Source organism: Mycobacteriales bacterium (assembly GCA_035995165.1).
In the GTDB taxonomy this organism is placed as follows: Bacteria; Actinomycetota; Actinomycetes; order Mycobacteriales; family CADCTP01; genus CADCTP01.
Genome location: DASYKU010000072.1, coordinates 1 through 26,134 on the forward strand (window position 1 = coordinate 1; position 26,134 = coordinate 26,134).

General features: G+C 73.5%; 27 protein-coding genes. 14 read left to right on the forward strand and 13 right to left on the reverse strand.

The features are described 5' to 3' along the window. The 6 genes from VGP36_11830 to VGP36_11855 all read left to right on the forward strand — a co-directional run. Positions 1-786 (forward strand): alkaline phosphatase (locus VGP36_11830; GenBank protein ID HEV7655404.1); only part of this gene is annotated, 786 nt, incomplete at its 5' end. A gap of 266 nt (positions 787-1,052) precedes the next feature. After that, entirely contained in the window at positions 1,053-1,766 is a 714-nt protein-coding gene (locus VGP36_11835; GenBank protein ID HEV7655405.1) for a molybdopterin-dependent oxidoreductase, read from the forward strand. Beyond that, positions 1,750-2,595 carry a cytochrome b/b6 domain-containing protein gene (locus tag VGP36_11840; GenBank protein HEV7655406.1) on the forward strand — a complete coding sequence of 282 codons (846 nt, stop codon included), beginning with the start codon at positions 1,750-1,752 and terminating at the stop codon, positions 2,593-2,595. Before VGP36_11835 ends, VGP36_11840 begins: the two co-directional genes overlap by 17 nt. Positions 2,596-2,680: 85 nt before the next feature. Then, a complete protein-coding gene (locus VGP36_11845; protein ID HEV7655407.1) occupies positions 2,681-3,409 on the forward strand; it encodes a (Fe-S)-binding protein in 729 nt (242 codons plus the stop codon). Positions 3,410-3,500: 91 nt separating this feature from the next. Next, on the forward strand, positions 3,501-4,946 hold the full coding sequence (locus VGP36_11850) for a lactate utilization protein B (GenBank protein ID HEV7655408.1): 1,446 nt from the start codon (positions 3,501-3,503) through the stop codon (positions 4,944-4,946). Beyond that, positions 4,943-5,548 (forward strand): LUD domain-containing protein, encoded by a 606-nt coding sequence (locus tag VGP36_11855; GenBank protein HEV7655409.1) that lies wholly within the window; start codon positions 4,943-4,945, stop codon positions 5,546-5,548. The genes VGP36_11850 and VGP36_11855 overlap by 4 nt, the downstream gene beginning before the upstream one ends. On the opposite strand, the gene VGP36_11860 is transcribed toward VGP36_11855, so the two are convergent. After that, a complete protein-coding gene (locus VGP36_11860; GenBank protein ID HEV7655410.1) occupies positions 5,545-5,988 on the reverse strand; it encodes a VOC family protein in 444 nt (147 codons plus the stop codon). The two genes, VGP36_11855 and VGP36_11860, sit on opposite strands and share 4 nt — an antisense overlap. A 68-nt stretch (positions 5,989-6,056) precedes the next feature. Here VGP36_11860 and VGP36_11865 point away from each other — a divergent pair, with 68 nt between their 5' ends. Then, positions 6,057-6,863, forward strand: coding sequence for an alpha/beta fold hydrolase (locus VGP36_11865; protein ID HEV7655411.1), 807 nt, complete (start codon positions 6,057-6,059; stop codon positions 6,861-6,863). A gap of 102 nt (positions 6,864-6,965) precedes the next feature. After that, positions 6,966-7,445: a hypothetical protein gene (locus VGP36_11870; protein HEV7655412.1), complete on the forward strand. Its 480-nt coding sequence runs from the start codon at positions 6,966-6,968 to the stop codon at positions 7,443-7,445. A gap of 3 nt (positions 7,446-7,448) precedes the next feature. Here VGP36_11870 and VGP36_11875 read toward each other — a convergent pair whose 3' ends face one another. The 6 genes from VGP36_11875 to mgrA all read right to left on the reverse strand — a co-directional run bounded on the left by VGP36_11875 (position 7,449) and on the right by mgrA (position 13,805). Then, positions 7,449-8,267: an ABC transporter permease gene (locus VGP36_11875; GenBank protein ID HEV7655413.1), complete on the reverse strand. Its 819-nt coding sequence runs from the start codon at positions 8,265-8,267 to the stop codon at positions 7,449-7,451. Continuing rightward, complete coding sequence (locus VGP36_11880) at positions 8,264-9,487, reverse strand: ABC transporter ATP-binding protein (protein HEV7655414.1); 1,224 nt, start codon at positions 9,485-9,487, stop codon at positions 8,264-8,266. The genes VGP36_11875 and VGP36_11880 overlap by 4 nt, the downstream gene beginning before the upstream one ends. Next, positions 9,484-10,584: a hypothetical protein gene (locus VGP36_11885; protein ID HEV7655415.1), complete on the reverse strand. Its 1,101-nt coding sequence runs from the start codon at positions 10,582-10,584 to the stop codon at positions 9,484-9,486. Before VGP36_11885 ends, VGP36_11880 begins: the two co-directional genes overlap by 4 nt. Positions 10,585-10,818: 234 nt before the next feature. Continuing rightward, positions 10,819-12,159 (reverse strand): FAD-dependent oxidoreductase, encoded by a 1,341-nt coding sequence (locus VGP36_11890; GenBank protein HEV7655416.1) that lies wholly within the window; start codon positions 12,157-12,159, stop codon positions 10,819-10,821. A 121-nt stretch (positions 12,160-12,280) separates the two neighbouring features. Beyond that, the gene (locus tag VGP36_11895) at positions 12,281-12,658 is read right to left on the reverse strand and encodes an ATP-binding protein (GenBank protein HEV7655417.1); all 378 of its coding nucleotides are present in this window, start codon (positions 12,656-12,658) and stop codon (positions 12,281-12,283) included. A gap of 118 nt (positions 12,659-12,776) precedes the next feature. Beyond that, positions 12,777-13,805, reverse strand: a complete 1,029-nt coding sequence (mgrA, locus tag VGP36_11900; GenBank protein ID HEV7655418.1) for an L-glyceraldehyde 3-phosphate reductase — start codon at positions 13,803-13,805, stop codon at positions 12,777-12,779. Positions 13,806-13,900: 95 nt separating this feature from the next. Here mgrA and VGP36_11905 point away from each other — a divergent pair, with 95 nt between their 5' ends. Further along, the gene (locus VGP36_11905; GenBank protein ID HEV7655419.1) at positions 13,901-14,680 is read left to right on the forward strand and encodes an HAD family acid phosphatase; all 780 of its coding nucleotides are present in this window, start codon (positions 13,901-13,903) and stop codon (positions 14,678-14,680) included. Here the strand turns inward: VGP36_11905 and VGP36_11910 are convergent, their stop codons facing one another. Continuing rightward, a complete protein-coding gene (locus VGP36_11910) occupies positions 14,681-15,712 on the reverse strand; it encodes a L,D-transpeptidase family protein (protein HEV7655420.1) in 1,032 nt (343 codons plus the stop codon). It lies immediately after the preceding gene. A 65-nt stretch (positions 15,713-15,777) separates the two neighbouring features. Between VGP36_11910 and VGP36_11915 the strand changes: the two genes are divergently transcribed. Continuing rightward, complete coding sequence (locus VGP36_11915) at positions 15,778-16,890, forward strand: 5-methyltetrahydropteroyltriglutamate--homocysteine S-methyltransferase (protein ID HEV7655421.1); 1,113 nt, start codon at positions 15,778-15,780, stop codon at positions 16,888-16,890. 21 nt (positions 16,891-16,911) lie between these two features. Here the strand turns inward: VGP36_11915 and VGP36_11920 are convergent, their stop codons facing one another. The 4 genes from VGP36_11920 to VGP36_11935 form a co-directional block, all read right to left on the reverse strand. Then, positions 16,912-17,718 (reverse strand): HIRAN domain-containing protein, encoded by an 807-nt coding sequence (locus VGP36_11920; protein HEV7655422.1) that lies wholly within the window; start codon positions 17,716-17,718, stop codon positions 16,912-16,914. Beyond that, a complete protein-coding gene (locus tag VGP36_11925; GenBank protein HEV7655423.1) occupies positions 17,696-18,547 on the reverse strand; it encodes a HipA domain-containing protein in 852 nt (283 codons plus the stop codon). Before VGP36_11925 ends, VGP36_11920 begins: the two co-directional genes overlap by 23 nt. A 197-nt stretch (positions 18,548-18,744) precedes the next feature. Then, positions 18,745-19,743 (reverse strand): pirin family protein, encoded by a 999-nt coding sequence (locus tag VGP36_11930; protein HEV7655424.1) that lies wholly within the window; start codon positions 19,741-19,743, stop codon positions 18,745-18,747. Positions 19,744-19,776: 33 nt separating this feature from the next. After that, a complete protein-coding gene (locus tag VGP36_11935) occupies positions 19,777-21,324 on the reverse strand; it encodes an FAD-dependent oxidoreductase (GenBank protein HEV7655425.1) in 1,548 nt (515 codons plus the stop codon). A 98-nt stretch (positions 21,325-21,422) separates the two neighbouring features. On the opposite strand from VGP36_11935, the gene VGP36_11940 reads away from it, so the two are divergent. Further along, on the forward strand, positions 21,423-22,571 hold the full coding sequence (locus VGP36_11940) for an acyl-CoA dehydrogenase family protein (protein HEV7655426.1): 1,149 nt from the start codon (positions 21,423-21,425) through the stop codon (positions 22,569-22,571). 6 nt (positions 22,572-22,577) lie between these two features. Here the strand turns inward: VGP36_11940 and VGP36_11945 are convergent, their stop codons facing one another. Further along, entirely contained in the window at positions 22,578-23,825 is a 1,248-nt protein-coding gene (locus VGP36_11945; protein ID HEV7655427.1) for a helix-turn-helix domain-containing protein, read from the reverse strand. A 125-nt stretch (positions 23,826-23,950) separates the two neighbouring features. On the opposite strand from VGP36_11945, the gene VGP36_11950 reads away from it, so the two are divergent. The 3 genes from VGP36_11950 to VGP36_11960 all read left to right on the forward strand — a co-directional run. After that, the gene (locus tag VGP36_11950; protein ID HEV7655428.1) at positions 23,951-24,715 is read left to right on the forward strand and encodes an ABC transporter ATP-binding protein; all 765 of its coding nucleotides are present in this window, start codon (positions 23,951-23,953) and stop codon (positions 24,713-24,715) included. Next, positions 24,712-25,419, forward strand: coding sequence for an ABC transporter ATP-binding protein (locus tag VGP36_11955; protein ID HEV7655429.1), 708 nt, complete (start codon positions 24,712-24,714; stop codon positions 25,417-25,419). Before VGP36_11950 ends, VGP36_11955 begins: the two co-directional genes overlap by 4 nt. Positions 25,420-25,429: 10 nt before the next feature. After that, the coding region (locus VGP36_11960; GenBank protein ID HEV7655430.1) for a branched-chain amino acid ABC transporter permease at positions 25,430-26,134 on the forward strand (705 nt) is incomplete at its 3' end.

Genomic DNA, 26,134 nt, shown 5'->3' on the forward strand with positions numbered 1-26,134 from the left:
CATGTCCCCGACCGGGACGACCAGAGCGAGATCGCCCGGCAGTTCCTCGTCGACAGCGAGCCGGACGTGATCCTGGGCGGCGGCGAGGACTGGTGGCTGCCGGCCGGCACGCCGGGGGCGTACCCGGACGAGGGCGACGAGGCGAGCAAGGGCACCGAGGGCAACCTGATCGCCCGCGCCCGGCAGCTCGGCTACGACTACGTGAGCACCCGGGCGCAGCTGCGGGCCAGCGACTCCCGCAAGCTGCTGGGCCTGTTCGCCAACGAGGAGATGTTCACCGCCGAGAACGAGGGCGAGGGTGGGGAGTACGCGCCGGTCGTGCCGTTGCCGGAGCTGGCGACCAAGGCGCTGGACGTGCTGTCCCGGGACCGGGACGGGTTCTTCCTCTTCCTCGAGGAGGAGGGCATCGACGAGATGGCGCACGCGAACAACGCGCACCTCGTGCTGACCGCCGGCCAGGCGCTGGACCGGACCGTCGCGGTCGCGAAGGCGTTCGCCGCCCGGCACCCGGGCACGCTGATCCTGGTCGAGGGTGACCACGAGACCGGTGGGCTCGCGATCGAGAACGTCGACCCGGCCGACGAGTCCGGGGACGGCGCCTCGGCCGAGGACGGTCCGTTCACGGTCGCCGGTACGGACCTGAAGTTCACCGTCGACTGGACCACCAACCAGCACACCGGCGCGGCGACGCCGCTGACCGCGGAGGGACCGGGAGCGGCCCGGCTCGGGCGCGTGCAGCAGAACACCGCCGTCCACGACGCCGTCCTCGCCGCGATGCGGCACTGAACCGACCGGCGGGCCGGGACCTCGCGTCCCGGCCCGGCCGGGGACTCCGCGGCGCGCGGATGCGCCGGTGCCGGCCCGGCCGCCCGACCCGCGCGCCGTCGGAGGCGCAGGTCCACGTCCAGCCCCAACCTGGGCGCCGCGGGGACCGTGTGGAGGCATGGGTCCCGCGCCCGGGCCGGGATCTCCGCGCCGCGCGGAGGGCCGGTCCCGGCCGCGGTCGGGGGCCTGCGCGCCGTGCGGGCGGTGCGGAGGCGCAGGATGGAGGGGTGACGTCGGACAACGGTGCGCCGATCGGACGGCGCGTCGTCCTCGGCGTGCTCGCGTTCGGCGCGCTCGGCGTCGCGTTCGGGCGCACGCTGTCCGACGCCGAGCAGGGCGTACTCGGGGTCGTCGGCCCGCGCGACCCGACCGGCCTGACCCAGCTGATCCCGGCCGGCGCCGGCTTCCGGTTCTACTCGGTGACCAGCTCGATCCCGCGCCGCGACCCCGCCACCCTGCGGGTCTCCGTCGGCGGGCTGGTCCGTACGCCCCGGGCCTGGTCGATGGCCCAGCTGGCGGCCATGCCGCAGACCACGCTGGAGCGCGACTTCCAGTGCGTCACCGGTTGGCGGGTCCCGTCGGTGGCCTGGTCCGGGGTCGCGTTGCCGGACCTGCTCGACGCGGTCCGGCCCAGGCCCGAGGCCACGGCCGTCCGGTTCACCTCCTACGACGGGTCGTACTCGGAGAGCCTGACCCTGGACCAGGCCCGCCGCCGGGACGTGCTGGTGGCGACCTCGATGCAGGGCGGGCCGATCAGCAACGCGCACGGCGGCCCGGTCCGCCTCGCCGTCCTGCCCATGTACGGCTACAAGTCCACCAAGTGGCTGGACACCATCGAGCTGACCGCGGACGTCCAACCGGGCTACTGGGAGCACCGCGGCTACGACGTCGACGGCTTCGTCGGCAGGTCCAACGGACGCAGCGATGAACCCACCGGCTGAGCTGACCCGGTTCGCGCCGTCGTCGCGGGCCGTGCACCGGGCCACCGCCGTGCTGGGCGTCGTCTGCCTGGCCACCGCGGCCGCGCTCTACCTGGAGCCGATCGCGGAGCTCGTCGGCCGCCGCAACGTCGTCGTGGACATCCACGTCTGGTCCGGGCTGGCGCTGCCCGTACCGGCCCTGCTCGGCGTGCTGGCCCGGGCCACCCGGGCGGACTTCGTGCTGCTCAACCGCTTCACCCGGACCGACCGGGACTGGCTGCGGCTGCGCAACCGGCGCACCGCCGGGCTCCCGGTCGGCAAGTTCAACGCCGGGCAGAAGCTCAACGCCTCGCTCTCGGCCGGCGGCGGGCTGGTGCTGCTCGGGACCGGCCTGATCATGGCGTACGGGCGGCGCTCGCCGCTGAACCTGCGCATCGGCGCGACGTTCGTGCACGACTGGACCGCGTTCGCGTTCCTGCTGCTGGTCCTCGGGCACGTCTGGTTCGCCTCCCACGACGAGGACGCCCGGCGGGGGATGCGGACCGGCCTGGTCCCGGCGGGCTGGGCGCTGCGCGAGCACCCGGCCTGGGCCGCGGAGGCGGGCGCGGCGGCGTCGGGGTTGCCCCGGACCACGATCGGGGATGCCGGGATCATGGATCCACAGGACGCGGCGCGCATCCGGCACCGGGCCGACGACCTGCTGCCCGAGGAGCTGGCCGCGGGCAGCGACGACCCCCGGGCGGAGGCGGCGGCGATCCTGGCCGACTCCGACGAGCGCGAGGACCACCCGTCGGCGAACGAGCACCGCACCTCCGCCGACGCGACGGACCCCCTGGGCCGGAACGACTGACCGGTCCGGCCCGGCCGATCGGCTCGGTCAAGATCCGGCGGCGGCCGGCCGCCCGGACTGATCGGTTCCGTGCTGTGATGGCGTCGTGCGGATCGCGCTGTTCCTGACCTGTCTGGTCGACGCCGTGGTGCCGGCCGCCGGGAAGGCGACCGTCGAGCTGCTGGAGCGGCTCGGGCACGAGGTCGTGTTCCCGCCCGGCCAGACCTGCTGCGGGCAGATGCACGTCAACACCGGCTACCCGGGCGAGGCGCTGCCGCTGATCCGCCGGTACGTCGAGACCTTCGAGCCGTACGAGGCCGTGGTCGCCCCGTCCGGGTCCTGCGTCGGCTCGGTCCGGCACCAGCACGCGGCGGTCGCGTCCGGCGACCCGGCGCTGGCCGCGCGGGCGGCGGCGGTGGCGGCCCGGACGTACGAGCTGTCGGAGTTCCTCGTCGACGTGCTCGGGGTGACCGACGTCGGGGCGTCGTACCCGCACCGGGTCACGTACCACCCGACCTGCCACTCACTGCGGCTGCTGCGGGTCGGGGACAAGCCGCTGCGGCTGCTGCGCGAGGTCCGCGGGCTGGACCTGGTCGAGCTGCCCGGCGCGGAGGAGTGCTGCGGGTTCGGCGGCACGTTCGCGGTGAAGAACGCGGACACCTCGACCGCGATGCTGGCCGACAAGATGCGCGCGGTCCTGGACACCCGGGCCGAGGTCTGCGCGGCGAGCGACTCGTCCTGCCTGCTGCACATCGGCGGCGGGCTGTCCCGGCTCCGGACCGGGGTCCGGACCGTCCACCTGGCCGAGATCCTGGCCTCCCGGGAGGGCTCATGAGCGAGCGCGAGTGCCCGCAGCGCGAGCGGGGAGCGACGAGGGCCGGCCGGTCGGCGCCGGCGCCCTCCGGCCTGTCCGAGGAGTGGGCACAGTGACGGTCTTCCTGGGGCTGCCGCGGGCGGACCCGGAGTCGCACCTGCACGGGGCGCCGTTCCCGCAGGCGGCCCGGGCCGCGATCGCCGACACCCAGCTGCGCCGCAACCTCGGCAACGCGACCGCGACGATCCGGGCCAAGCGGGCCCGGGTGGTCGGCGAGGTGCCGGACTGGGCGGCGCTGCGCGCGGCCGGCGCGGCGATCAAGGACGACACCCTGGCCCGGCTGCCGGAGCTGCTGGTCCAGCTGGAGGAGGCGGTGACCGCGCGGGGCGGCACCGTGCACTGGGCCCGGGACGCGACCGAGGCCAACCGGATCGTCACGGCGCTGGTGCAGGCGACCGGGGCCGACGAGGTCGTCAAGGTCAAGTCGATGGCGACCCAGGAGATCGGCCTCAACGAGGCCTTGGAGGCGGCCGGGATCGCGGCCTGGGAGACCGACCTGGCCGAGCTGATCGTGCAGCTCGGGCACGACACCCCGTCGCACATCCTGGTGCCGGCGATCCACCGCAACCGGGCCGAGATCCGGGAGATCTTCCTGCGCGAGATGGGCCGGGTCGGGCTGCCCGCGCCGGCCGACCTCACCGACTCGCCGCCGGCGCTGGCCGATGCGGCCCGGCGGCACCTGCGGCAGAAGTTCCTCGACGCCCGGGTCGCGATCTCCGGCGCGAACTTCGCGGTCGCCTCGACCGGCACGCTGTCCGTGGTCGAGTCCGAGGGCAACGGGCGGATGTGCATCACGCTGCCGCGCACGCTGATCACCGTGATGGGCATCGAGAAGCTGGTGCCGACCTGGCAGGACCTGGAGGTGTTCCTGCAGCTGCTGCCGCGCTCGTCCACGGGCGAGCGGATGAACCCGTACACGTCGATGTGGTCGGGGGCGGTGGAGGGGCAGGAGTTCCACCTGGTGCTGCTGGACAACGGGCGTACGGCGGTGCTCAGCGACCCGGAGGGCCGGGCCGCGCTGCGGTGCATCCGGTGCTCGGCCTGCCTGAACGTGTGCCCGGTCTACGAGCGGACCGGCGGGCACGCGTACGGGTCGATCTACCCGGGGCCGATCGGGGCGGTGCTGTCGCCGCAGATGACCGGGCCGTCGCAGAACTCGACCCTGCCGTACGCGTCCTCGCTCTGCGGGGCCTGCTACGACGCCTGCCCGGTGGCGATCGACATCCCCTCGATGCTCGTGCACCTGCGCTCGCAGGTCCCGCACCCGGCGGCGGAGCGCGCGGTGATGCGATCGGTCGCGTACGCGATGGGGTCACCGCGGCGGTGGGCGGTCGCGCTGGCGGTGTCCAAGGCGGGTCGCCTGCTCGGCCGGCGCCGCGGCCGGCTCTCGACCCTGCCGCCGCCCCTGTCCGGCTGGACCTCCAGCCGCGACCTGCCCCTCCCACCGGCCGAGTCCTTCCGGGACTGGTGGACCCGCACGCACGGGGACGGCTCGTGAGCTCCGCGCGGGACGAGGTGCTGGGGCGGATCCGCCGGGCGCTGGCGGACCGGCCGGCGCCGGCGGAGGTGCGGCGGGACTACCGGCGGACCGGCGAGCTGGACCGGACCGCGCTGCTCGACCTGCTGGTGGACCGGCTGGTCGACTACAAGGCGTCCGTACGCCGCTGCGCCGAGCCGGAGCTGGCCGGCACCCTGGTCGACGCGCTCACCGAACGCGGCGCCGCCCGGGTCGTGGTCCCGCCCGGACTGCCCTGGGACCTGCCCGGCGCCGTCCGGGACGACGATCTCACCGCCGCCGAGCTGGACGACCTGGACGGGGTCGTCACCGCCTGCGCGGTCGCGGTCGCCGAGACCGGCACGATCGTGCTCGACTCCTCGCCCGACCAGGGCCGCCGGATGATCACCCTGGTGCCGGACTACCACCTGTGCGTGGTCCGCGCCGACCAGGTCGTGCAGATCGTGCCCGAGGCGGTGGCCCGGCTGGACCCGGACCGCCCGCTGACCTGGATCAGCGGGCCGTCCGCGACCAGCGACATCGAGCTGAACCGGGTCGAGGGCGTGCACGGCCCGCGCACCCTGGAGGTCGTGCTCGTCGACTAGGCCGTCGGCACGCAGAACTCGTTGCCCTCGGGGTCGGCCATCGTCACCCACTTCGCGTGCGGCCCCTCCTCGCCGGTCCAGAGGAAGGTCGCCCCGCGCGCCTCCAGATCCGAGAGCTGCATCTCACTCGCCTCGGCGACCGGGCGCAGGTCCAGGTGGAGCCGGTTCTTCACGGTCTTGCCCTCCGGCACCAGCTGGAACAGGATCCGCGGCCGTCCGCTCTCCTTGCCGTCCGGGTGGTTGATCGCCGCCCCGGTCTTCCACTTCAGCTGCCCGTCGTGGACGACCGTGTCCTCCACGGTGGCGAACCCCTTGTCGATCATCGAGCGGATGAACCCCTCGTCGGTCCCCTCGACGTCCCAGCCGAGCGTCTCGGCCCACCAGTCGGCGAGCACGTGGGGCTGGGCGGAGTCGATGACGAGCTGGAAGTCGAGAGCCATGCCGGGACCGTAGCGGTGGGCTCCGACAGTTCACGCCGGGCTGACCGGGTTCCGCGCAGGATGGGCAGATGCTCTCCGCCCTGCCTCCCGCACGGCGCCGGCTCCTGCTCGGCGTCGTCGCGGTGGTCGTGGTGGCGGTGCTGCTCGCGGTCGTGCTGGTGGTCCTCCAGCGAGTCGGCAGGCCCGCGGCCGCGGCCCCGGTCCGGCAGGACGTACCCGGCCCGGTCCTGCTCGTCCCCGGGTACGGCGGCGCGACCACGGCCCTGGACGCGCTCGCGGCCCGGCTGCGCGCGGCCGGCCGGGACGCGACCGTGGTCCGGCTGCCCGGCGATGGCACCGGCGAGCTGACGGACCAGGCGACCGTGCTGGACAAGGCCGCCCGGGCCGAGCTCGCGGCCGGGGCGCCGTCGGTGGACGTGATCGGCTACTCGGCCGGCGGGGTGGTGGCCCGGCTCTGGGCCGAGCAGGAGGGCGGGGCCGCGGTCGCCCGCCGGATCGTCACGCTCGGCTCCCCGCACCACGGGACGTCGATCGCCGCGCTGGGGGCCTCGCTGCTGCCCGGGCAGTGCCCGACCGCGTGCCAGGAGCTGGTCCCGAACAGCGTGCTGCTGAACCGGCTGAACACCGACGAGACCCCGGCCGGACCGGTCTGGGTGTCGCTCTGGACGACCCAGGACCAGGTCGTCGACCCACCGGACTCGGCCCGCCTGGACGGCGCGCTGAACATCCCGGTCCAGTCCGTCTGCGCCGACGCGCAGCTCGACCACGGCCAGCTGCCGACCGACCGGCTGGTGCAGGCGCTGGTGCTGTCCGTGCTCGGCCCGGCCGCCCCGACCCAGCCGACCCCGGCGGACTGCTCGACGCTGCGGGCCTGACCAGTTTCCCGGAACGCGTCACACCGGTGCGGCAGAGGGTTCACACTTGCCGCCGTCGCCGGGAGGATCCGGCGCGCGTACGTCAACGGGGACGGGGAGCGAATGTCGACCGGCAGAGTGCTATGGATCATCTGGTGTCTGATGTGGGCCGGGTTCTGGACCTTCTTCGGGCTCAGTGCGTTCCTGGTCGGCATCGTGTTCACGTCGCCGCTCGTGCTCCTGTCCGCGCTGGCGATCCTCATCCCGGTCGGCAAGGCGGCCGCACCGAGCGTCGGGACCTGCCACGTCTGCGGCCAGGTCGGCGACCCGGCCCTGCTCGGGTGGCATCTGCAGACCGCCCACCCGCAGCGGTCGCCCGTGGTGACCGTCTGGCCGAACCAGCAGCGCCCGATGACCGCTCGACCGCCGGCGCCGATGCCTGCTCGGCCGGTGTCGGCCGGGCCGCCGTCCGGGCCCATGCGGCCGCAGAACCTCCCGGCACTGCCGCCCGCACGTCCGTACCAGCCGGTCGCGCCGCCGGCCGCGCCGCCCCCGGCGTCGCAGCGTCCGCCGGTCGACGTCTGGCGCCAGGGGAATCGCTGAGCCTCAGCTCTTGATGTCCTTGGTGGTGAAGTTGGCCCAGGCGGCGCCGAGGAGGACGGCGACGTAGACGGCCTGCAGGCCGACCCCGCGGACGATGTCGCGCCAGAGGATCGGTTGCCGGAACAGGTCCACGAACGCCAGCCAGTACCGCGTCGGCAGGTACGGCCGGATCGAGTCGGCCGCGTCCAGCGTCAGCAGCAGCGACGACGCGACCAGGAACGCCAGCGCGCCCATCGCGGCCGCCAGCGGCGAGTCGCTCAGCGTGGACAGGAACACCGCCATCGCCGCGACCCCGAGCATCGAGAAGGCCACGAACGCCATCGCCAGCAGCGTCCGCAGCGCCGCCTGCTGCGGGGTCAGCGGCTCGCCCGAGACCGACACGATGTTCCCGCCGGCCAGCTGCGAGGTCCCGAACAGCGACGTGCCCACGAAGTACGCCGTCACGACGACGACCACGACCGCCATCGCCACGAAGACGAGCACCGTGACCAGCTTCGCCACCAGCAGCCGGGTCCGCCCGGCCGGCCGCGCGAGCAGGTAGCGCAGCGTCCCGGCCTGGGCCTCACCCGCGATCGAGTCGCCGGACACGATCGCCACCGACACCGGCAGGAACAGCGGCAGCACGATCGCCAGCGCCGCCGCCGGGAACAGCACGCCGTTGTTCAGCACCGCGGACAGGAACGCCGGTCCGGTCCCGGGGCGCGGGCCGACGTCGGTCAGCGCGAGCAGGAACGCGACCAGCGTGGGCAGCGCGTCGATGAGCGCGATCACCACCCAGGTCCGTGGCCGGCGCAGCATCTTGACCAGCTCGACACCGATCACGGGCTCTCCTCGGTCGCGGGCTCGGCCTCGGCGCGCGGCCCGTTCCGGACCCCGTCCGGCTCGGCCGGCTCGGTCCGGCTTCCATCCGCGGCCGGCTCGGTCCGGCTTCCATCCGCGGCCGGGCCGCTCCGGAACCCGTTCGAGGAGGGGGCGGCAGGGGCCGGGCTGGCAGGGGTGGGGTCGGTGTGGGGGCGGCGGCTCGGGAGTGGCATCGGGGTCGGCGCGTCCGGCGGCCGGGACCAGGCCGAGTCGTCGCTGTCGAGGATCTCCGCCCGCGGCCCGCTGGTGCCGACCTGGATCGTGTGCCCGTCCACCCGGTCCGAGCTGCTGGTGGTCGCGGCCAGCACGACGTCCTCCAGCGAGCGGCGTTCCTCGGTCAGCTCGGAGATCCGGATCCCGTGCCCGACCAGCCGGGCGTTCAGCGCGGCCGGGTCGGCGGCCCGGACGACCAGCCGGTCGCCCTCGCGGGAGCGCAGCTCGCCGTCCAGCAGCGCGACCGCCCACTCCGGGTCCGGCGTCCGCAGCACGACCGACCCGGTCGGCGCCCGCAGCGAGGCCAGCGTGTCCTGCAGGACCAGCCGGCCGCGGTCGAGCACGCCGACCCGCCGGCAGAGGTGCTCGACCTCGGCCAGCAGGTGGCTGGACAGGAAGATGGTGGTGCCCGCGGACTCGTTCAGCCCGAGCAGCAGCGCGCGCATCTCCTGGATGCCGCGCGGGTCCAGCCCGTTGGTCGGCTCGTCCAGGATGAGCAGCTCGGGCCGGCGCAGCAGGGCGGCGGCGATGCCGAGCCGCTGCCGCATCCCCAGCGAGTACGCCTTGACCGGCCGCCGCCCGACGCCGGCCAGCCCGACCTCTTCCAGCGCCTCGTCGATGCGGGCCTTGCGGGTTCGCCGGGACCCGCCGGGCCCGGCCGCGTCCATGATCGAGAGGTTCGCCCGCGCGCCCAGATGCCCGTACGCGGCCGGCGACTCGACCAGCGCCCCGACCTTCCAGAGCACCGACCGGGCCTGTTTCGGGATCGGGGCGCCGAGCACCTCCACCGTGCCCGAGGTCGGCAGCACCAGCCCGAGCAGCATCCGGACGGTGGTGGTCTTGCCGGAGCCGTTCGGGCCGAGGAAGCCGTAGATGTCGCCCGGCTGCACGTCGAGCTCGATCCCGTCCACCGCGGTGACCGACCCGTACCGCTTGGTCAGCCCCACGGTCCTGATCGCGGCCGTCACCGTGGCCGCACGAACGGGGGGTCGGCGGCGATCTCGGCCGCGGCCCGGTCCAGGGTGGCCGCGGTGACCGTGCCCGTGATCAGCCAGCTGAGCCGGTTCTGCGAGTTGGTGAGCAGCAACGACAACGGCCCGACCGCGATCCGTACGCCCAGGTCCGTCTTGATCGCGCCCGGCGTCTTGGTCAGCTGCTCCCGCAGCGGCCGCGCGATCCGGCCCGGCAGCGGCGCGGCGACGAGCAGCGTGAGCCCGCTGCCGTACTGGCCGATGGCGCCGAGGCCCGCCACGTCGTCGCGGGCCGGCAGCCCGGCCAGCGTCGGCGGCGGGATCACCGGCGCGAACAGGTTGACCGCCGCGGCCAGGTCCGGGTTCACCTCACCGCGGACCCTGTCCGGCTCGGCCGGGGCGAACGTGGTCGCGGACGCCGGCGGGTCGTCGGTGCTGAAGTCGAGGAAGGCGGTCGCGAGGATCGGCCGGGCCGCGCCCCGGCCGTACACCTCGACGCGCAGGGCGAGACCGGTCTCCCCGTCCACCCACACGTCGAGCCGGTCCACGGTGGTTCCGGGGTCGGACGGCGTCAGCCGCAGCCCGGCCGTGTCCCGGCCCGCGATCCGGCGGGCCGGCAGCCGGGACACGTCCGCCGGCCGGGCCTCGGACAGCAGCCGCCGGGCCAGCGCGGCCGGCTCCACGTCGGCGACCCGGGGCAGCCGGACGGTCGGCTCGTTGGTCCGCACGATCGTGCCCTGCTCGTAGTCCCAGTTCCAGATCCCGTCGGCGTCCCGGTACGTCCCGGCCTCCCCGGTCGTCTGCACCGCGTCGATCCGCCAGTCCTCCTCGCCCCGCCACCAGGACCGGATCCGGGTCCGGTCCCCGAGCAGGCTCGTCAGCGCGGTGAAGTCGCTGGTCAGGGGCAGCGCGAGGCCGCCGACGGACTCCGCGTACCCGGAGTGCGGGACGGAGCCGGACGACTGGACCCTGCGCAGCAGGTCGGTCGCCGAGATGTCGGTGCCGCTCGCCGGGAGCGCGCTCACCGCCAGCGGCAGGGACACCAGCACGGCGACGCCGACGGCGACCAGCGCCCATCGCCATGTGCCCCTCACGCCCTCACCGTACGTCGGCCCCCCGTACGCCCGTGTGTGGTCGCAGCCGCCGCAACCGGACGGTTACGGGCGTCCGGCCGTGGCCGCCTGCCAACCCCCGGCCCGAGCCCCGGCACGGACGAGCGGCGCACGACGTGCGGTCCGACACCCCGGCGCCGCCGCGACGGGCGCCGCCGGTGGGGTGGTCTGCACCCCGGCGCCGCGCGGTGTCCGCAGGCGGCCGCCGGGGGAAGTTCAGGCGCCGAGCGCCGTCTTGAGCAGCGTGTCCCGGTCGGCGATCTTGACCCGGGCGCACTCCCCGCGCTCCTCGCCGAGCGCCTTCTCGGCCGCGTCGATGGCCTCCCAGCCGGTCCAGCCGACCGCCTGCACCTTGCGCTCGAGCAGCAGCTCGACGATCGCGTCCGGGTCCCGCTCGGGCGCGCGCGGCAGGTCGGGCGCGTCCGCCAGCAGGGAGGTGACCGTCTCGGTCGCGTCCGGCTTGTTGGTGCCGATGATCCCGCTGGGGCCGCGCTTGAGCCAGCCCGCGACGTACACGCCGGGCATGGGCCTGCCGTCGAGGAGGACCCGGCCGCCGTCGTGCGGGACGGTCCCGGAGTCGGGGTCCAGCGGCAGGTCGGCCGGCGGCACGACCCGGTAGCCGACCGAGCGCAGCACCATCTGGGCCGGCAGGTCGAGCGTCTCGCCGGTCCCGGTCACCCGCCCGTCCTTCAGCACGGTCCGCTCGGCCCGGAACCCGTCGACCACGGACGTGCCCAGCACCTCGGCCGGGCGCAGCCAGAACCTGATCCGCAGCGTCCGCGACCGCCCCTCCGGTTCCCGACCGGCCCAGTCGCGCAGCACCTCGAGGTTGGCCCGCAGCGTCCGGTCGCCCTCGACCTCGGCCTGCTCGGCCTCGGACAGCTCCAGGTCGGCCGGGTCCACGACGATGTCGGAGCCGGTGATCTCGCCGAGCTCGCGCAGCTCCTTGGTGGTGAACCGGGCGTGCGCGGGCCCGCGGCGGGCCACCATGGTCACGTCGGTGATCGCGCTGGCCGCGAGCACGTCCAGCACGTGCCCCGGTACGTCGGTGCTGGCCAGCAGGTCCGAGGTCTTGGTCAGCACGCGGGCCACGTCGACCGCGACGTTGCCGGCGCCGATGACCACCGCGTGCGTCGCGGTCAGCGTGAAGCGGTCCAGCTCGGCGTCCGGGTGGCCGCTGTACCAGGCCACGAAGTCGGTGGCGGAGAAGCTGCCGTGCAGGTCCTCGCCCGGGACGTCCAGCCGCCGGTCCACCGCGGCGCCGGTCGCGAACACGACCGCGTCGTAGTAGGTCGCCAGCTCCTCGCGGGTGATGTCGGTGCCGACGTCGACGTTGCCGAGGAAGCGGACCGCGGGGTCCTCGAGGACCCGGCGCAGGGCCGCGTCGACCGACTTCATCTTGACGTGGTCCGGCGCCACCCCGTACCGCACCAGCCCGTACGGCGCGGGCAGCCGGTCCAGGACGTCGACCTCGACGTTGCCCGCCTTGGTCAGCGCGGCGGCCGCGTACACCCCCGCCGGGCCGGAGCCGATCACCGCGACGCGAAGAGCGGACACCGTTCCTCCTTCCCGGCCCGACCGGCCGGACCGGCCGTGGATCTACCGCCCACGGTATGCCGGTACACCGGTCCCTGTCCTACGCTCCTGTGCTCACGCTGGAACGGGCGGCCGGCGGAAGCTAGCTGCGCAGGAGGTCGAACCAGACGGTCTTGCCGAGCCGGCGCGGGGACGCGCTCGCGCCCCACTTGGTGGCCAGCTGCTGGACGATCTGCAGGCCCCGGCCGCCGGTCTGGTCCGGACCGGGGTGGTCCAGGTGCGGCAGTGCCGGCGAGCTGTCGGTGACCTCGACCCGCAACCGGTCCTTGTCCAGCTGCAGCGAGAGCTTCACCGGCGGCGTGCCGTGCCGGATCGCGTTCGTGGCCAGCTCGCTGACCAGCAGCAACGCGGTCTCGGTGAGCTCGCGGTCGAGCAGCCAGAGGTCGGCGGCGCGCTTCATGGCCCGGCGGGCGAAACTCGCCCCTTCCGGGCCGTCGGGCAGCGTGACCACCTCGTCCATACGCCTCCGGTCCCCCGCTCGGCGACGCTCACCGAGCGACGTCCGCACAGGGTTCGTCTCCAACGCTGTTTCGTCGAAACGTCCGGCACGGCATGTCGGGACGGAGAAGACGGTGAAATCATCCCGAACTGGACGCCGCCCAGAGGTCGATGTCCGAGTCCAGGGCGTGCCGGTCGATCTCGGCGAGCTCGTCGCCGGCCAGCGCGGGGTTGTCCAGCGCGGCCACGTTGTCCTCCAGCTGGGCGACGCTGCTGGCCCCGATCACCAGCGAGGTCATCCGCGGGTCCCGCAGCGCCCAGACCAGGGCGAGCTGGGCCAGCGACTGCCCTCGGCGGGCGGCGACGTCGTTCAGCGCCCGGACCCGGTCCAGCCGGTCCTCGGTGAGCATGTCCGCGCTCATCGCGCCGCCGGTGGCGACCCGGGAGTCGGCCGGCACGCCGTTCAGGTAGCGGCTGGTGAGCAGCCCCTGGGCCAGCGGCGAGAACGCGATGCAGCCCGCGCCGACGCCGGCCAGCGTGTCGAGCAGGTGGTCCTCCTCGACCCAGCGGTTGAGCATCGAGTACGACGGCTGGTGGATCAGCAGCGGCGTGCCCAGCTCCCGCAGGACCGCGGCCGCCTCCCGGGTCCGCTCCGAGCTGTAGGAGGAGATCCCGGCGTAGAGCGCGCGGCCGGAGCGGACGGCGGTGTCCAGCGCGCCCATCGTCTCCTCCAGCGGCGTGTCCGGGTCGAGCCGGTGGGAGTAGAAGATGTCGACGTAGTCCACGCCTATCCGGTCCAGGGACTGGTCCAGCGAGGCCAGCAGGTACTTGCGGGAGCCGTGGTCGCCGTACGGGCCGGGCCACATGTCGTAGCCGGCCTTGGTCGAGATCACCAGCTCGTCCCGGTACGGCGCCAGGTCGGTGCCGAGGATCCGGCCGAAGTTCGACTCCGCCGACCCGTACGGCGGGCCGTAGTTGTTGGCCAGGTCGAAGTGCGTGATCCCGAGGTCGAACGCCCGCCGCACGATCGCGCGCTGCGTCTCCCAGGGCCGGTCGCCGCCGAAGTTGTGCCAGAGCCCGAGCGAGAGGGCCGGTAGCAGCAGGCCGCTGCGGCCACTGCGGCGGTACTGCATGGAGTCGTAGCGGTTGTCCGCGGCGAGGTAGGTCACGAACCCACAAACTAGTGTTGACCTGGATCGAGACACAGGTGTGGGGTGTCCGACGGGCGCCGGTTCCGGCGCTCCCCCTGCTCCTGGAGGTGCCCGTGCGCTCCAAGCGCGCCCTCGCGACCCTTGCCGCCCTGGCCGTCGGCCTCGGCCTGGTCGGTGCCGGTTCGGCCGTCGCCGACCCGAAGCCCGCGGCCGCCCCGGCCCCGGTGCTCGACCCGACGCCGACGCACTCGAACCAGATCCCGAACCTGGGCCTGGTCAAGAACCAGATCAAGTTCTTCTACGGCGACCCGACCTCGACCGGCATCGCGTCGCCGACCTCGCCGTACGCGGCCGAGGTCAAGCGGGACGAGGCGCAGCTGACCACGTACCTGGCCACCCACGAGCGGGGTCCGAAGAAGCCGGCCCTGGTGCTGGACGTCGACGACACCGCGCTGCTGACCTACAACTACGAGATCTCCGAGGACTTCGGGTTCAACCCGACGACCAACGCCGAGTTCGTGCTGGACCAGAAGTTCCCGGCGGTCTTCGGCATGGTGCAGACGACCGCGTGGGCGACCGCGCACGGCTACACGCTGTTCTTCGTCACCGGCCGGCCGGACACCCAGCAGGCGGCGACCGAGGGCAACCTGGCCAAGGTCGGCTACCCGACCCCGAAGACGGTCTTCACCCGGGACCGCACGCTGCCGATCCCGGCGTACCTGACCTGCCAGGCGACCTGCACGACCGTCCAGTACAAGTCGCTGACCCGCAAGCACATCGAGTCGCTGGGCTACCGGATCGTGGCCAACGTCGGCGACCAGTTCTCCGACCTGCAGGGCGGGCACGAGCAGAAGGCGTTCAAGCTGCCCAACCCGATGTACTTCATCGCCTAGCTAGGTGACGGTGACGGCCCGGCAGCCCAGGCTCGGGTTGCCGGTGCCCGTCCCGATGTTCAGCGCGTACGTACAGATCGTGTGCGGGCCCCGGGCCAGCGTCAGGTCGGTCGAGTAGCCCTGGCGCGGCCCGGCCCCGTAGATCCGGGCCACGTCCGGCCGGGCGACGGTGGTGGTGATCGAGGCGACGCCGACGGAGTCGCTGTAGATCCGGATCCGGAGCCCGGCCGCCTTGTTGTCCGGGTCCAGCGCCCAGCCGCGGACCCGGACCTTGCTCGCGCCGAGCACGCCCGGCGGGTCCTGGGCGCCGATCGGGTTGTGCGTCGCGGCCAGCCGGTTCGCGTCGGTGATCGGCGCGGTCGCGGCCGAGCCGACGCCGATGCTGATCACCGGCCGCTGCGCCGGCGTGAGCAGCCGCATCACCCGCTGCAGGTGCACGGCGCCGATCGCCACGCAGCCGGCGGTCGGCCGGTTGTTCGACACGTGCAGGAAGAACGCGCTGCCGGCGCCGGCCCGGACCGGGCTGCGGTTGTAGTTGATCACCGTCGCGTTCGCGTACTGCGGGATCGCCAGCCGCTCGCCCGCCCGCTCGTCGAACGGGCAGGACCCGGGGGCACAGCGGCGGTACGTGTTGTAGTACGGCGAGCTCACGTCGGAGACCCACCAGTCGTTGCCGTCCACCCGCCGGTACGGCAGCCCGGTCCCGGGGTCGGCCGCCGTGCCGAACGCCTCGGTCAGCCCGTACACGCCGGTCGGGGTCTTGCTCAGGCCCTCCCGGGTGGCGCCGACCCCGGCCGCGCCGACCCAGGCCGTCGTCGGCCCGTACGCGCTGCGGTAGGTGCCGTCGGCCTGCCGGGACCAGACCTGCAGCAGACCGTGCGTGGCCGCGGCCGACCCGGTCGACACGGTGACGACGATTCCGGCGGTGGCCGGGGCCGCTCCGGCCGGGCTCGGCCGGACGGCGAGCGTGACCCCGACGGCCGCTCCGGCCGCCAGCACCGCGGCGACGCCGGCGGCGACCCAGCGTCTCAATTCTGTACCCCCCCAGGTTGAGGGCAGGATCCTAGCCGGACACCGGGTAGAAAGACGGTATGACGATGCGCGAGCGCCCGCCCTTCCGCGGCGACCACGTCGGCAGCCTGCTGCGCCCTGCGCGCCTGCACCGGGCGCGGGCCGATCACGCCGCCGGTCGCATGTCCGACAAGGGTCTGCGAGTGGTCGAGGACGGGGCCATCCGGGACGCGATCCGGATGCAGGAGGAGATCGGGTTGCCGGCGGCGACCGACGGCGAGTTCCGCCGCGCGTCCTGGCACATGGACTTCATCTACTCCCTCGGCGGGATCAGCCGGGCGAAGGACTCGATGCACGTCCAGTTCAAGAACGCGGACGGCGAGCTCGACTTCGCCCCGGCCGCGCTGCGGGTGGACGGGCCGATCCGGCTGGAGCAGCCGATCTTCGCCGAGGCGTTCACGTTCCTGCGGGACACGGTGACCACGGCCATGCCGAAGCTGACGATCCCGTCGCCCTCGATGGTCCACTACCGCGGCGGCCGGGCCTCGATCGACCCGGCCGTCTACCCGGACGAGGAGCAGTTCTGGTCCGACCTGTCCGCGGCGTACGCGGCCGAGGTCGCGGCGCTGGCCGAGCTCGGCTGCACGTACCTGCAACTGGACGACACCAGCCTGGCCTACCTCAACGACCCGGCGCAGCGGGCCATGCTGGCCGAGCGCGGCGACGACGCCGAGCGCCAGCACCTGCGCAACATCAAGCAGATCAACGCCGCGATCGCGGGCCGGCCTTCGGACATGGCGGTGACCACCCACATGTGCCGGGGCAACTTCCGCTCGTCCTGGGTGGCCGAGGGCGGCTACGACTTCGTCGCCGAGGCCCTGTTCACTGAGCTCGCCGTGGACGGCTTCTTCCTGGAGTACGACGACGCGCGCTCGGGCGGCTTCGAGCCGCTGCGCTTCGTCCCGCCGGGCAAGATGGTCGTGCTCGGCCTGGTCACCACCAAGCGCGGCGAGCTGGAGTCGAAGGACGACCTCAAGCGGCGCGTCGACGAGGCCGCCAAGTACGTCCCGCTGGACCAGCTCTGCCTGTCCCCGCAGTGCGGGTTCGCGTCCACGGTCGAGGGCAACGCGCTGACGTACGAGGAGGAGGTCGCCAAGCTCCGCCTCGTCGTCGACACCGCCGCCGAGATCTGGGGCTGACCCCCTGACCCGCTTGCGGAGCTACCGGCTGGGCGGGGCTCCATCGGCGGGCCCGATCTCGATGTACTCGAAGTCAGGGTCACGCGGGGAGTCCCATCCGGCTGGAAGGGTGGCTTCCAGGCGGCATAACAGTCGAAGATGGGCCGGGGTGTCCGGTCCGTTTGCGAGCTCGACCGTGAGCCGGTGATCTGGGTCGTCCTCGACCAGTCGTCCCACGACGTCAAGCATCCAGTTGGGTACGTAGCCGACCGCCTCGCCTGCATGAACATCGATAAGTAGCGCTCGGGCGTTGTGCACATTGTCGGGCTCGGGGCGCAGCGTCAGGGTGTCGCCGGGGTTCAGGCGAGAGATGCGCTCGCTGGCTCCCTCGATATATCGAACGCCGTGGGCGAGGAACACGGTTCGCACTCGCCCATCGGGGTCGGTGGTGGGCTCCGCCACCACGTGGAAGGTGTCGGTTGCCCGCGACCCGCCGGTACGGGCGAGCATCTCGAACGGCGTCGCCTCTCCGACGCTGAGGTGCAGCGCGCGAACGTATTCGGGGTAGTCCGGCCGGCGTGGGGACATCACACGGTTCTCGAAGAATGGTGGGAGGTCGGCGAACCGGTAGATCCCATCCAGCTGCGGGAACGACGCCAGCGGCCGGAAAGCACGCAGCCCCGCTGCGCGGCGGATGTAGCGGAAGACGAAGGATCCGTCGGCGTCGCGGACCAGGGCGCCGACCGGATCAAAGGATCGAGTCGCCGGATCCTGCCAGACCAGGAGGAGCCGACGACCTTCGTGAGAGTGGCTCGGGTGGACCGTGTCAGGCAGCTCGGTCACAGACATCGAGCAACCTCCTCCGGTTTACGTCCAGAACCCTACCCACGAAGGTACGGGTCGCCTCCGACATTCTGACCGATGGAACCTGTTCGATGATCCCGTTCCATGACTCCGGCCGAAGCTGCCGGAGTCGGGACATCCAGTACAGCCAGGCGTCGTGGCCGGCCAGGTCGAGAGCTTCCGCGGCAACGTCGACCAGACGTGGCCGTCCGGCGAAGTGACTGCTGCGGCCCTTCCTGCACCAGCGTTCCACCGCATCCATTCCCGCCAGCTGGCCCGAGTTCACAGACGCGGCATGATTGAAGCCCAGACTCGATCCGTGGTCGAAGGACGGTGCCAGACGGGTCCTGCCGTCCCGACGGTCGATCAGGACTCCCCAGTTCTCATGGTGGCGATCCGTGTTGGCGATCCAGGCGTCGAACAGCAGGTAGCCCGCCCACACGTCGAACCCGCTGAGAGCTCCGACCTCGGGATGGCCGGCCGGTGCACCGGCATCGCGAAGACATCCGGCCACCGCGGTCACCGTGTACAGCGGATGTTCGCGCTTGAGCTCCTTGTCGTAGCCGGACTGCCGGGCGCCCAGGAGTTCGTTGCCGTGCACGAGTTCCACCACTCCAGGGTCGTTGACTCGTCGGCAGATGACCCCAGGGCTGCCGCTCCGATCGGCCAGTTCCACCGACGCCGCCGGGATCCCCAGGAGCCGTGCGAGTTCGGCTGCCAGCTTCTCCGCCCAGTCGTCGCCGTAGACGCCTCGTGCGGAGTCCTGCCGGAGGTACTTGAAGAGGTGGGAGGTCTCGGTCGGACTCTCCAGCCACACTTTTCGCTTGCTACCCATCTGTTCCTCGGCCCTCGTCGGCCAGGCCGAGACGTCCTCGATCTCGAAGCCAGCGGGCCTCGCCTGTGAGGCCGGTCCGGAGCGCGCTGACGGGGACACCCGTCGGTTGTATCTGATGCGCGACTACAACCGGCGCCCACACGCGAGCACGCGCGTCATCCGGCCGCAGAAGTCATCCGCTTGTCGGGGGCCCCGCGCTACTCCTGGCCGGTCTCGCCCCGGATCGCGCCGTGGGCGTGGATCCCGTCGGCCGGGATCGTGCCGAGCCGGCCGGCCTGGAAGTCCTCGAACGCCTGCTGCAGCTCGGGCTTGGTGTTCATGACGAACGGCCCGTACATCGCGACGGGCTCGCGGATCGGGCGGCCGCCGAGCAGCAGCACGTCCAGGTCCGGGGTCCGGCTGTCCTGCCGGGTGTCCGCGGCGAAGGTCATCGAGCCGCCCGCGCCGAGCACGGCCAGCTGGCCGGCCCTGACCGGGCGCCGCTCGGCGCCGACCGTGCCGTTGCCGGACAGCACGTAGATCAGCGCGTTGTAGTCCTCCGGCCAGGGCATCGTCACCGACGCGCCGGGGGAGACGGTCGCGTGCGCGAGCGTGATCGGCGTGTACGTGACGCCCGGGCCGGGGTGCCCGTCCAGGTCGCCGGCGATCACCCGGACCAGCGCGCCGCCGTCGTCGGAGGACAGCAGCGCGACCTTGCCGCCGCGGATGTCCTGGTAGCGCGGGGCGGCCCACTTGTCCTTGGCCGGCAGGTTCACCCAGAGCTGGATGCCGTGGAAGAGACCGCCGGAGACGACCAGCTCCTCCGGCGGGGTCTCGATGTGCAGCAGGCCGGAGCCGGCCGTCATCCACTGCGTGTCGCCGTTGGTGATCACGCCGCCGCCACCGTGCGAGTCCTGGTGGATGAACGCGCCGTCCATGATGTAGGTGACGGTCTCGAAGCCGCGGTGCGGGTGCCAGGGCGTGCCCTTGGGCTCGCCCGGCGCGTACTCCACCTCGCCCATCTGGTCCATGTGCACGAACGGGTCGAGCGTGGCCAGGTCGACGCCGGCGAACGCGCGGTGCACCGGGAAGCCCTCGCCCTCGAACCCGCGCGGGGCCGTGGTCACGCTCCTGACCGTGCGCGGCGTCGTCACCGCCGGGTCCGGGACCCGCAGCCGGGGCAGCGTCAGGATGTCGTCGACCGTCACCGCAGGCATGTCGTTCTCCTCAAACTCGGTCCGTCCAGTGTCTCACTGGCCCCGAACGGTAGTTGCGTGCGCAACATTCCGGCGGCCGGCGAGCAGGCCGGTCGGGCGGAGGGTGGTGACGGGCTCGGCCCTGGCTCCGGCCCGGGTGAGGATGTCGTTGGCGGCCAGCACGCCGGTGGTCGCGGCCCGCTCCATCAGCGCCGACGGGAACGGCAGCCGGACCCAGTCGCCGGCCAGCAGCAGGGTCGGGTCCGGCGTCCGTACGCCGGGGCGGGTCGCGTCCGAGCCGGGCGGGAAGCCGGGGGCGTCGTGCCCGACCCGGATCTCCCGGTCCAGCACCCGCAGCCCCGCGGTCTCCGGCCAGAGCGCGCCCAGCTCGCCCCACATCCGGTCGGCGGCGTCCCGCGCCCCGATCCCGTGCTCGGCCGCGTACGCGTGCAGTTCCAGGACCTCGCCGCCGGTGCGCCCGGCCCAGGACCGGGCACCGTCCTCCAGTCGCGAGTAGACGGTGATCGAGTCCAGCGTCGGTTCCCGGGAGACGCCCGAGAACACCGGCCGGTCGGCCCGGACCGGGCGGTCGGTCCAGAACCGGGCCACCGCGTACGGCGCGCTCGTGGTGAGCCCGGCCGCCTGCGAGACCAGCGTGGCCGGCAGCCCGTCGGAGGCGGCGACGACCGAGCGCAGCGCGGCCGGGTCCAGGGCCAGGATCGCGTGGGGAGCGTCCACAGTGGACCCTCCACTCGCGACGGTCCGCCATCCGGACCCCGTCTTCTCCAGCCGGTCCACGGTGGTGCCGGTCCGGATGTCCACGCCCAGTCCGGACAGCATCGCGCCGAACGGGTCCCAGACGCAGCTGCCGTGGTCGTCCGCGGTCACGTCCATGCCCAACCCCTCCGGGTTGGCCAGGAAGTAGAAGTGGAACATCATCACCAGCTCGGCCGCGGAGAACTCCTCCTCGCGGTTGAAGAACGAGTGCCCGAAGACCTCGAACAACACCGCCCGGGCCCGGTCCGGCATCGCCAGCCGGTCCAGGAAGTCCTTCGCCGTCGTCGCGTCCAGCTCCGCGTACGTCGCGTCCCGGTCGAACTCCAGCAGCGTGGTCGCCGCGACCCGGTCGATGTACCGCAGGTCCCGCAGGCGCAGGCTCGGCGACGTGGCCACCAGCGCGAGCAGGTTCAGCGGCGGCAGCCCGGGCAGCGAGGCGAAGTCCTCCGCCGGCCAGGTCCGGGAGATCACCGGGTAGCCGGCCAGCGGCCGGAGGAACCCGAGCTCGGGGTCGATCCGGCGCAGCAGCGAGCGCCAGGTGTAGTACTGCCGGAAGAAGCCGTGGAAACCGTGCTCGACCCGCTGCACGGTGCCGTCCGGCAGCGTCCGCGGCCAGGCGCCGAGCCGGCCGCCGAGGTGGTCGGCCGCCTCCAGCAGGGTCACCCGGATGCCGCGCTCGGCCAGCACCAGCGCGGCCGAGACGCCGGCGATGCCGCCGCCGACCACGACCGCGGCGCCCGCGGCGCGGCGCGGCCGGTCCGGTCGCGGCGTGACGACCGCTCGCGGGCGCATCCCCAGCAACCCCCGCAGGGCGTCGTCCAACACGTCCCGGAACCTAGTGCGGGCCGGGCCCGCCCGCCTGCCCGGGCCGGTCGCCCGATGTCCGTTGCCGGGATGGCCGGAGCACGGGTTACCGTCCGGTCATGACGCTCGCGCTCACCGAGGAGCAGGAGCTGCTCCGTTCCACCGCCGCCGACTTCATCGACCGCGAGGTCGTGCCGCACCGGGCCCGTTGGGACCGCGACGAGCTGGTCGACCGGGAGATCGTGGGCCGCCTGGGCGAGCTCGGGTTCCTCGGCCTGACGCTGCCGGAGGAGGTCGGCGGCACCCCGGCCGACTCCCGGTCGTACTGCCTGATGATGGAGGAGCTCGGCCGCGGCGACTCCGCGATCCGCGGCATCGTCAGCGTGAGCCTCGGCCTGGTCGGCAAGTCCATCGACGCGTACGGGACCGACGACCAGCGCAAGCAGTGGCTGCCGGGGCTGGCGAGCGGTGAGCTGCTGGCCTGCTTCGGGCTGACCGAGCCCGGCACGGGATCCGACGCCGGCAACCTGGTGACGAAGGCCCGGCGGGACGGCGGGGACTGGCTGATCTCCGGCGAGAAGGTGTTCATCACCAACGGGACCTGGGCCGACGTCGCGCTGGTGTTCGCCCGCACCGGCGGGGACGGGCCCCGCGGGGTGACCGCGTTCCTGGTCCCGACGGCCGAGCAGGGCTTCGAGGCCCGGGAGATCAAGGGCAAGCTCGGCCTGCGCGGGCAGGCGACCGCGAGCCTCTACCTGGACGAGGTCCGGGTGCCGGACGCGAACCGGCTCGGTGAGGAGGGCAAGGGCTTCCGGGTCGCGATGTCGGCGCTGGACAAGGGCCGGATGAGCATCTCGGCCGGGTGCGTCGGGATCGCCCAGGGCTGCCTCGACGCCGCCACCGAGTACGCGGGACAGCGGGTCCAGTTCGGCAAGCCGATCGCCGCCCACCAGCTCGTGCAGGAGCTGCTGGCCGACACCGCGGTCGACGTCGACGCCGGCCGGATGCTCACCTGGCTGGTGGCCGACCTGCTCGACCGGGGCGAGAAGATCAGCCTGGCCGCGTCCAAGGCGAAGCTGTTCACCAGCGAGGCCGCGGTCCGGGCCGCGAACAACTGCCTGCAGGTCTTCGGCGGCTACGGCTACATCGACGAGTACCCGGTCGGCAAGTACCTGCGCGACGCCCGCGTCATGACCCTGTACGAGGGCACCAGCCAGGTCCAGAAGCTCATCATCGGCCGCGCCCTCACCGGCATCAGCGCGTTCTAGTCCGTATCAGCGCGTTCTGGTCCGTTCCAGCAGGGCGATCGCGGACAGCAGGTCGACGAGGTCCGCGATCCGCCGCGGGTTGCAGCCGGTGCGCTCCTCGATCCGGCGCAGCCGGTACTGCGCGGTGTTCGGGTGCACCCGCAGCCGTTCGGCCGCGACCCGCAGGTTGAGATCGGCCGCCGCGAACACCCGCGCGGTCTCGATCAGCCCGCCGCCACGCTGCCGGTCCTCCTCCAGGAACGTACGCAGCCGGGGGTCGACCAGCCGCCGCGCGGTGTCGTCCGCGTGCAGGGCCAGGTAGTCGAACGGGGACAGCCGGGGCAGCGCCACCACCCCGCCGTCGACGCCCACGTCGGCCAGCGCCGCGCTCGCCTCCTGGTACGCCCGGGGCAGCTCGGCGATCCCGGACGCGACCGTGCCGACCCCGACCGCGAGCGGCACCCCGCTGACCCCCAGCCGGCGCTGGGTCTCCTGCAGCCGGTCGCACACGTCGGCTGCGTCGGCCGCGGGGTCGGCCGGGCGGAGCGCGGCCACCACGACCAGCTCGCCCCGGCGCCGCACGACCAGCGCCCGGCCGGTCGGACCGCCGGCCCGGGCCAGCGCCTCGGCCGCGACGTGCGAGGCGTCGGCGTCCGCGGTCACCGGCATCGCCGCCGCGACCAGCGCCGGCGTCCGCTCCGCCAGCCCGTACGCCTGGGCCGCCGCCAGCAGCGGCCGGTGCGTCGGCAGCTCGCCGGCCAGCAGGTGCTCCAGCAGGTCCCGCCGCTCCCGGTCGGCGTCCGCGACCAGGTGCTGCTGATACTCCACGTACGCCCGGGAGGCGTGGGTGCAGGCGATGTCGCTGTAGCGCATGACCTCGGTGGCCAGCTCCAGCGCGGCCTCGTGCCCGGCCGGCGACTCCCCGGCCTGCTCCAGCACGGCCTCCCAGAACACCTGCCGGCCGATCCGGAACGCGTGCAGGAAGTCGTCCAGCGCGATGCCGGCCCGGGCCCGGCGCAGCGCGCAGGGCCGGGCGAACGCGAGGTCCTGCCGGGACAGCGGCCGGTGCTCCAGCGCGGCCAGCTTGGTCCGGTAGTGCCGGCTCACCTGGTCCCGGACGTCGGCGAAGAACGCGGCGTCGCGACTCCGGTAGGCGGGGATCTCGTCCGGCATCCGGGCCACCGCCCGTTCGGCCAGCTCCTCCAGGTCGGCGTGCAACGCGGTCAGGATCCGGTCCCGCTCGGACCGGACGGTACGTGTCGCCGTGAGCGCCATGTCTCAGGTGACCACGACATGTCCCCCCGTAACAATGGTGTTGGCTCGTGTGCACAACAACCGGTCCGAGAGATTGTGGTGCGGCACCGATTACGGGGGTCGGAGGCGGTCCTACGGTCGAGCTGATGCCCAATGACGCCGCGCTCACGGTGACCGACCTGGTCGTGCGGTTCGGCGGCGTCACGGCGCTGGACGGGGTCTCCTGCACCGTCCGGACCGGCGAGGTCTGCGGGCTGATCGGCCCCAACGGCGCCGGCAAGACGACCCTCTTCGACTGCGTCAGCCGGCTGACCCGGCCGCGCTCGGGCCGTATCGAGGTGGCCGGCCGGGACCTGCTCGCGCTGCCCGCGCACCGGGTCGCCCGGCTCGGCGTCTCCCGGACCTTCCAGCACCTCGGGCTGGTGCCCTCGCTGTCGGTCCGGGACAACGTCATGCTCGGCGCCCAGCACGGCAGCCGGACCGGGTTTCCGGCCGCGGCCCTGCGGGTCGGGGTCCGGTCGCAGGAGCGGGAGCTGCGCCGGCGGGCCGATGCCGTGCTGGACCGGCTCGGCCTGGCCCCGCTGGCCGGTCACCCCGCCGCCGGGTTGCCGTACGGGACGCTCAAGCGGGTCGAGCTGGCCCGGGCGCTGGCGGCCGAGCCGGCCCTGCTGATGCTGGACGAGCCGGCCAGCGGGCTGTCCCACGGCGAGGTCGACGAGCTGGCCGAGCTCATCGAGGACGTCCGGGCCGGGATGACCGTGCTGCTGGTCGAGCACCACATGGGGATGGTCATGCGGCTCTCGGACACCGTGGTGGTGCTCGACTTCGGCAAGGTGGTGGCGACCGGGCCGCCGGCCGCGGTGCAGGAGGACCCGGCCGTGCTGGCCGCCTACCTGGGCACGCCGGCATGACCCCGCTGCTGGAGATCGCCGGCCTCACCGCCGCGTACGGGCAGGTGCGGGCACTGCACGGGGTCGACCTCACCGTCGGCGAGGGCCAGGTCGTCGCGCTGCTCGGCCCGAACGGCGCCGGCAAGACGACCACCCTGCGGGCGGTCTGCGGGATGGTCCGCACGACCGGCCGGATCGCCTACCGGGGCCGGGACCTGACCGGGACGGCGACCGAGAAGATCGCGCGGCTCGGGGTCGCGCACGTGCCCGAGGGCCGGGGCACGTTCGCCGGGCTGACCGTGGCCGAGAACCTCCGGCTCGGCGCGTACGGGCGCAAGGACGGGGTCCAGCGCGACATCGCCTCCTGGTACGAGACGTTCCCGCAGCTGGGCGAGCGCCGGAACCAGCCGGCCGGCAGCCTGTCCGGCGGCGAGCAGCAGATGCTGGCCGTCGCCCGGGCGCTGCTGTCCCGCCCGGCGCTGCTGCTGCTGGACGAGCCTTCCCTCGGGCTGGCGCCGATCGTGGTCCGGGAGGTGTTCGCGGTGCTGGCCCGGATCCGGGCCGAGCAGGGCACCGGCATGCTGCTGGTCGAGCAGAACGCGGCGCTCGCCCTGGAGCTGGCCGACGCCGCGTACGTGCTGGAGGCCGGGCGGACCGTGCTGTCCGGTCCGGCCGCCGACATCCGCGCCGAGGACTCCGTCCGGCGCAGCTACCTCGGCCAGTAGGGGGTTCCGCGTGGTGCGCTTCCTGCAGGTGGTGGTCGACGGCATCGCCGACGGCTCGGTCTACGCGGCGCTCGCGCTGGCCCTGGTGCTGATCTTCCGGACCACCGGGGTGGTGAACTTCGCCCAGGGCGAGATGGCGATGTTCGCGACGTTCGTGGCCTGGGCGCTCGCGGACGCCGGGCTGCCGCTCGGGGTCGCCCTGGCCGGCGCGCTGGCGTTCGCGTTCGTGGCCGGCATGGTCGTGGAGCGGGTGCTGATCCGGCCGGTCGAGGGCGGCAACCCGCTCAACCTGGTGATCGTCACGCTCGGCCTGTTCATCCTGGTGAACGCGCTCGCGGGCTGGATCTGGGGCTTCGACCTGCGGAGCTTCCCGCGGCTGTTCCCCGGCGGGGTCGCCCGCATCGGCGACGTGACGCTGTCGATCGAGTCACTCGGGATCATCGGCGTGCTGCTCGTCGTCGTCGCGCTGCTCTGGCTGCTGTTCGCGAAGACCCCGATCGGGCTGCACCTGCGGGCCGCCGCCCAGGACCCGGCGTCGGCCCGGCTGGTCGGCATCCCGGTCGGGCGGATGCTGATGCTCGGCTGGGGGCTGGCCTCGCTGCTCGGCGCGGTGGCCGGCGTCCTGGTCGCGCACCGGCTGTTCCTGGACACCAACCTGATGGCCGGCGTGCTGGTCTACTCCTTCGCCGGGGCCGCGCTCGGCGGCTTCGACTCC

Excerpts from the sequence above, each read along its gene's own strand:
- VGP36_11840 (HEV7655406.1), top strand. The coding sequence starts at position 1,750 with ATGAACCCACCGGCTGAGCTGACCCGGTTCGCGCCGTCGTCGCGGGCC.
- VGP36_11860 (HEV7655410.1), bottom strand. The coding sequence starts at position 5,988 with ATGGCTCTCGACTTCCAGCTCGTCATCGACTCCGCCCAGCCCCACGTG.
- VGP36_11865 (HEV7655411.1), top strand. The coding sequence starts at position 6,057 with ATGCTCTCCGCCCTGCCTCCCGCACGGCGCCGGCTCCTGCTCGGCGTC.
- VGP36_11870 (HEV7655412.1), top strand. The coding sequence starts at position 6,966 with ATGTCGACCGGCAGAGTGCTATGGATCATCTGGTGTCTGATGTGGGCC.
- VGP36_11895 (HEV7655417.1), bottom strand. The coding sequence starts at position 12,658 with ATGGACGAGGTGGTCACGCTGCCCGACGGCCCGGAAGGGGCGAGTTTC.
- VGP36_11915 (HEV7655421.1), top strand. The coding sequence starts at position 15,778 with ATGCGCGAGCGCCCGCCCTTCCGCGGCGACCACGTCGGCAGCCTGCTG.
- VGP36_11920 (HEV7655422.1), bottom strand. The coding sequence starts at position 17,718 with ATGTCTGTGACCGAGCTGCCTGACACGGTCCACCCGAGCCACTCTCAC.
- VGP36_11925 (HEV7655423.1), bottom strand. The coding sequence starts at position 18,547 with ATGGGTAGCAAGCGAAAAGTGTGGCTGGAGAGTCCGACCGAGACCTCC.
- VGP36_11930 (HEV7655424.1), bottom strand. The coding sequence starts at position 19,743 with ATGCCTGCGGTGACGGTCGACGACATCCTGACGCTGCCCCGGCTGCGG.
- VGP36_11940 (HEV7655426.1), top strand. The coding sequence starts at position 21,423 with ATGACGCTCGCGCTCACCGAGGAGCAGGAGCTGCTCCGTTCCACCGCC.
- VGP36_11945 (HEV7655427.1), bottom strand. The coding sequence starts at position 23,825 with ATGGCGCTCACGGCGACACGTACCGTCCGGTCCGAGCGGGACCGGATC.
- VGP36_11950 (HEV7655428.1), top strand. The coding sequence starts at position 23,951 with ATGCCCAATGACGCCGCGCTCACGGTGACCGACCTGGTCGTGCGGTTC.
- VGP36_11955 (HEV7655429.1), top strand. The coding sequence starts at position 24,712 with ATGACCCCGCTGCTGGAGATCGCCGGCCTCACCGCCGCGTACGGGCAG.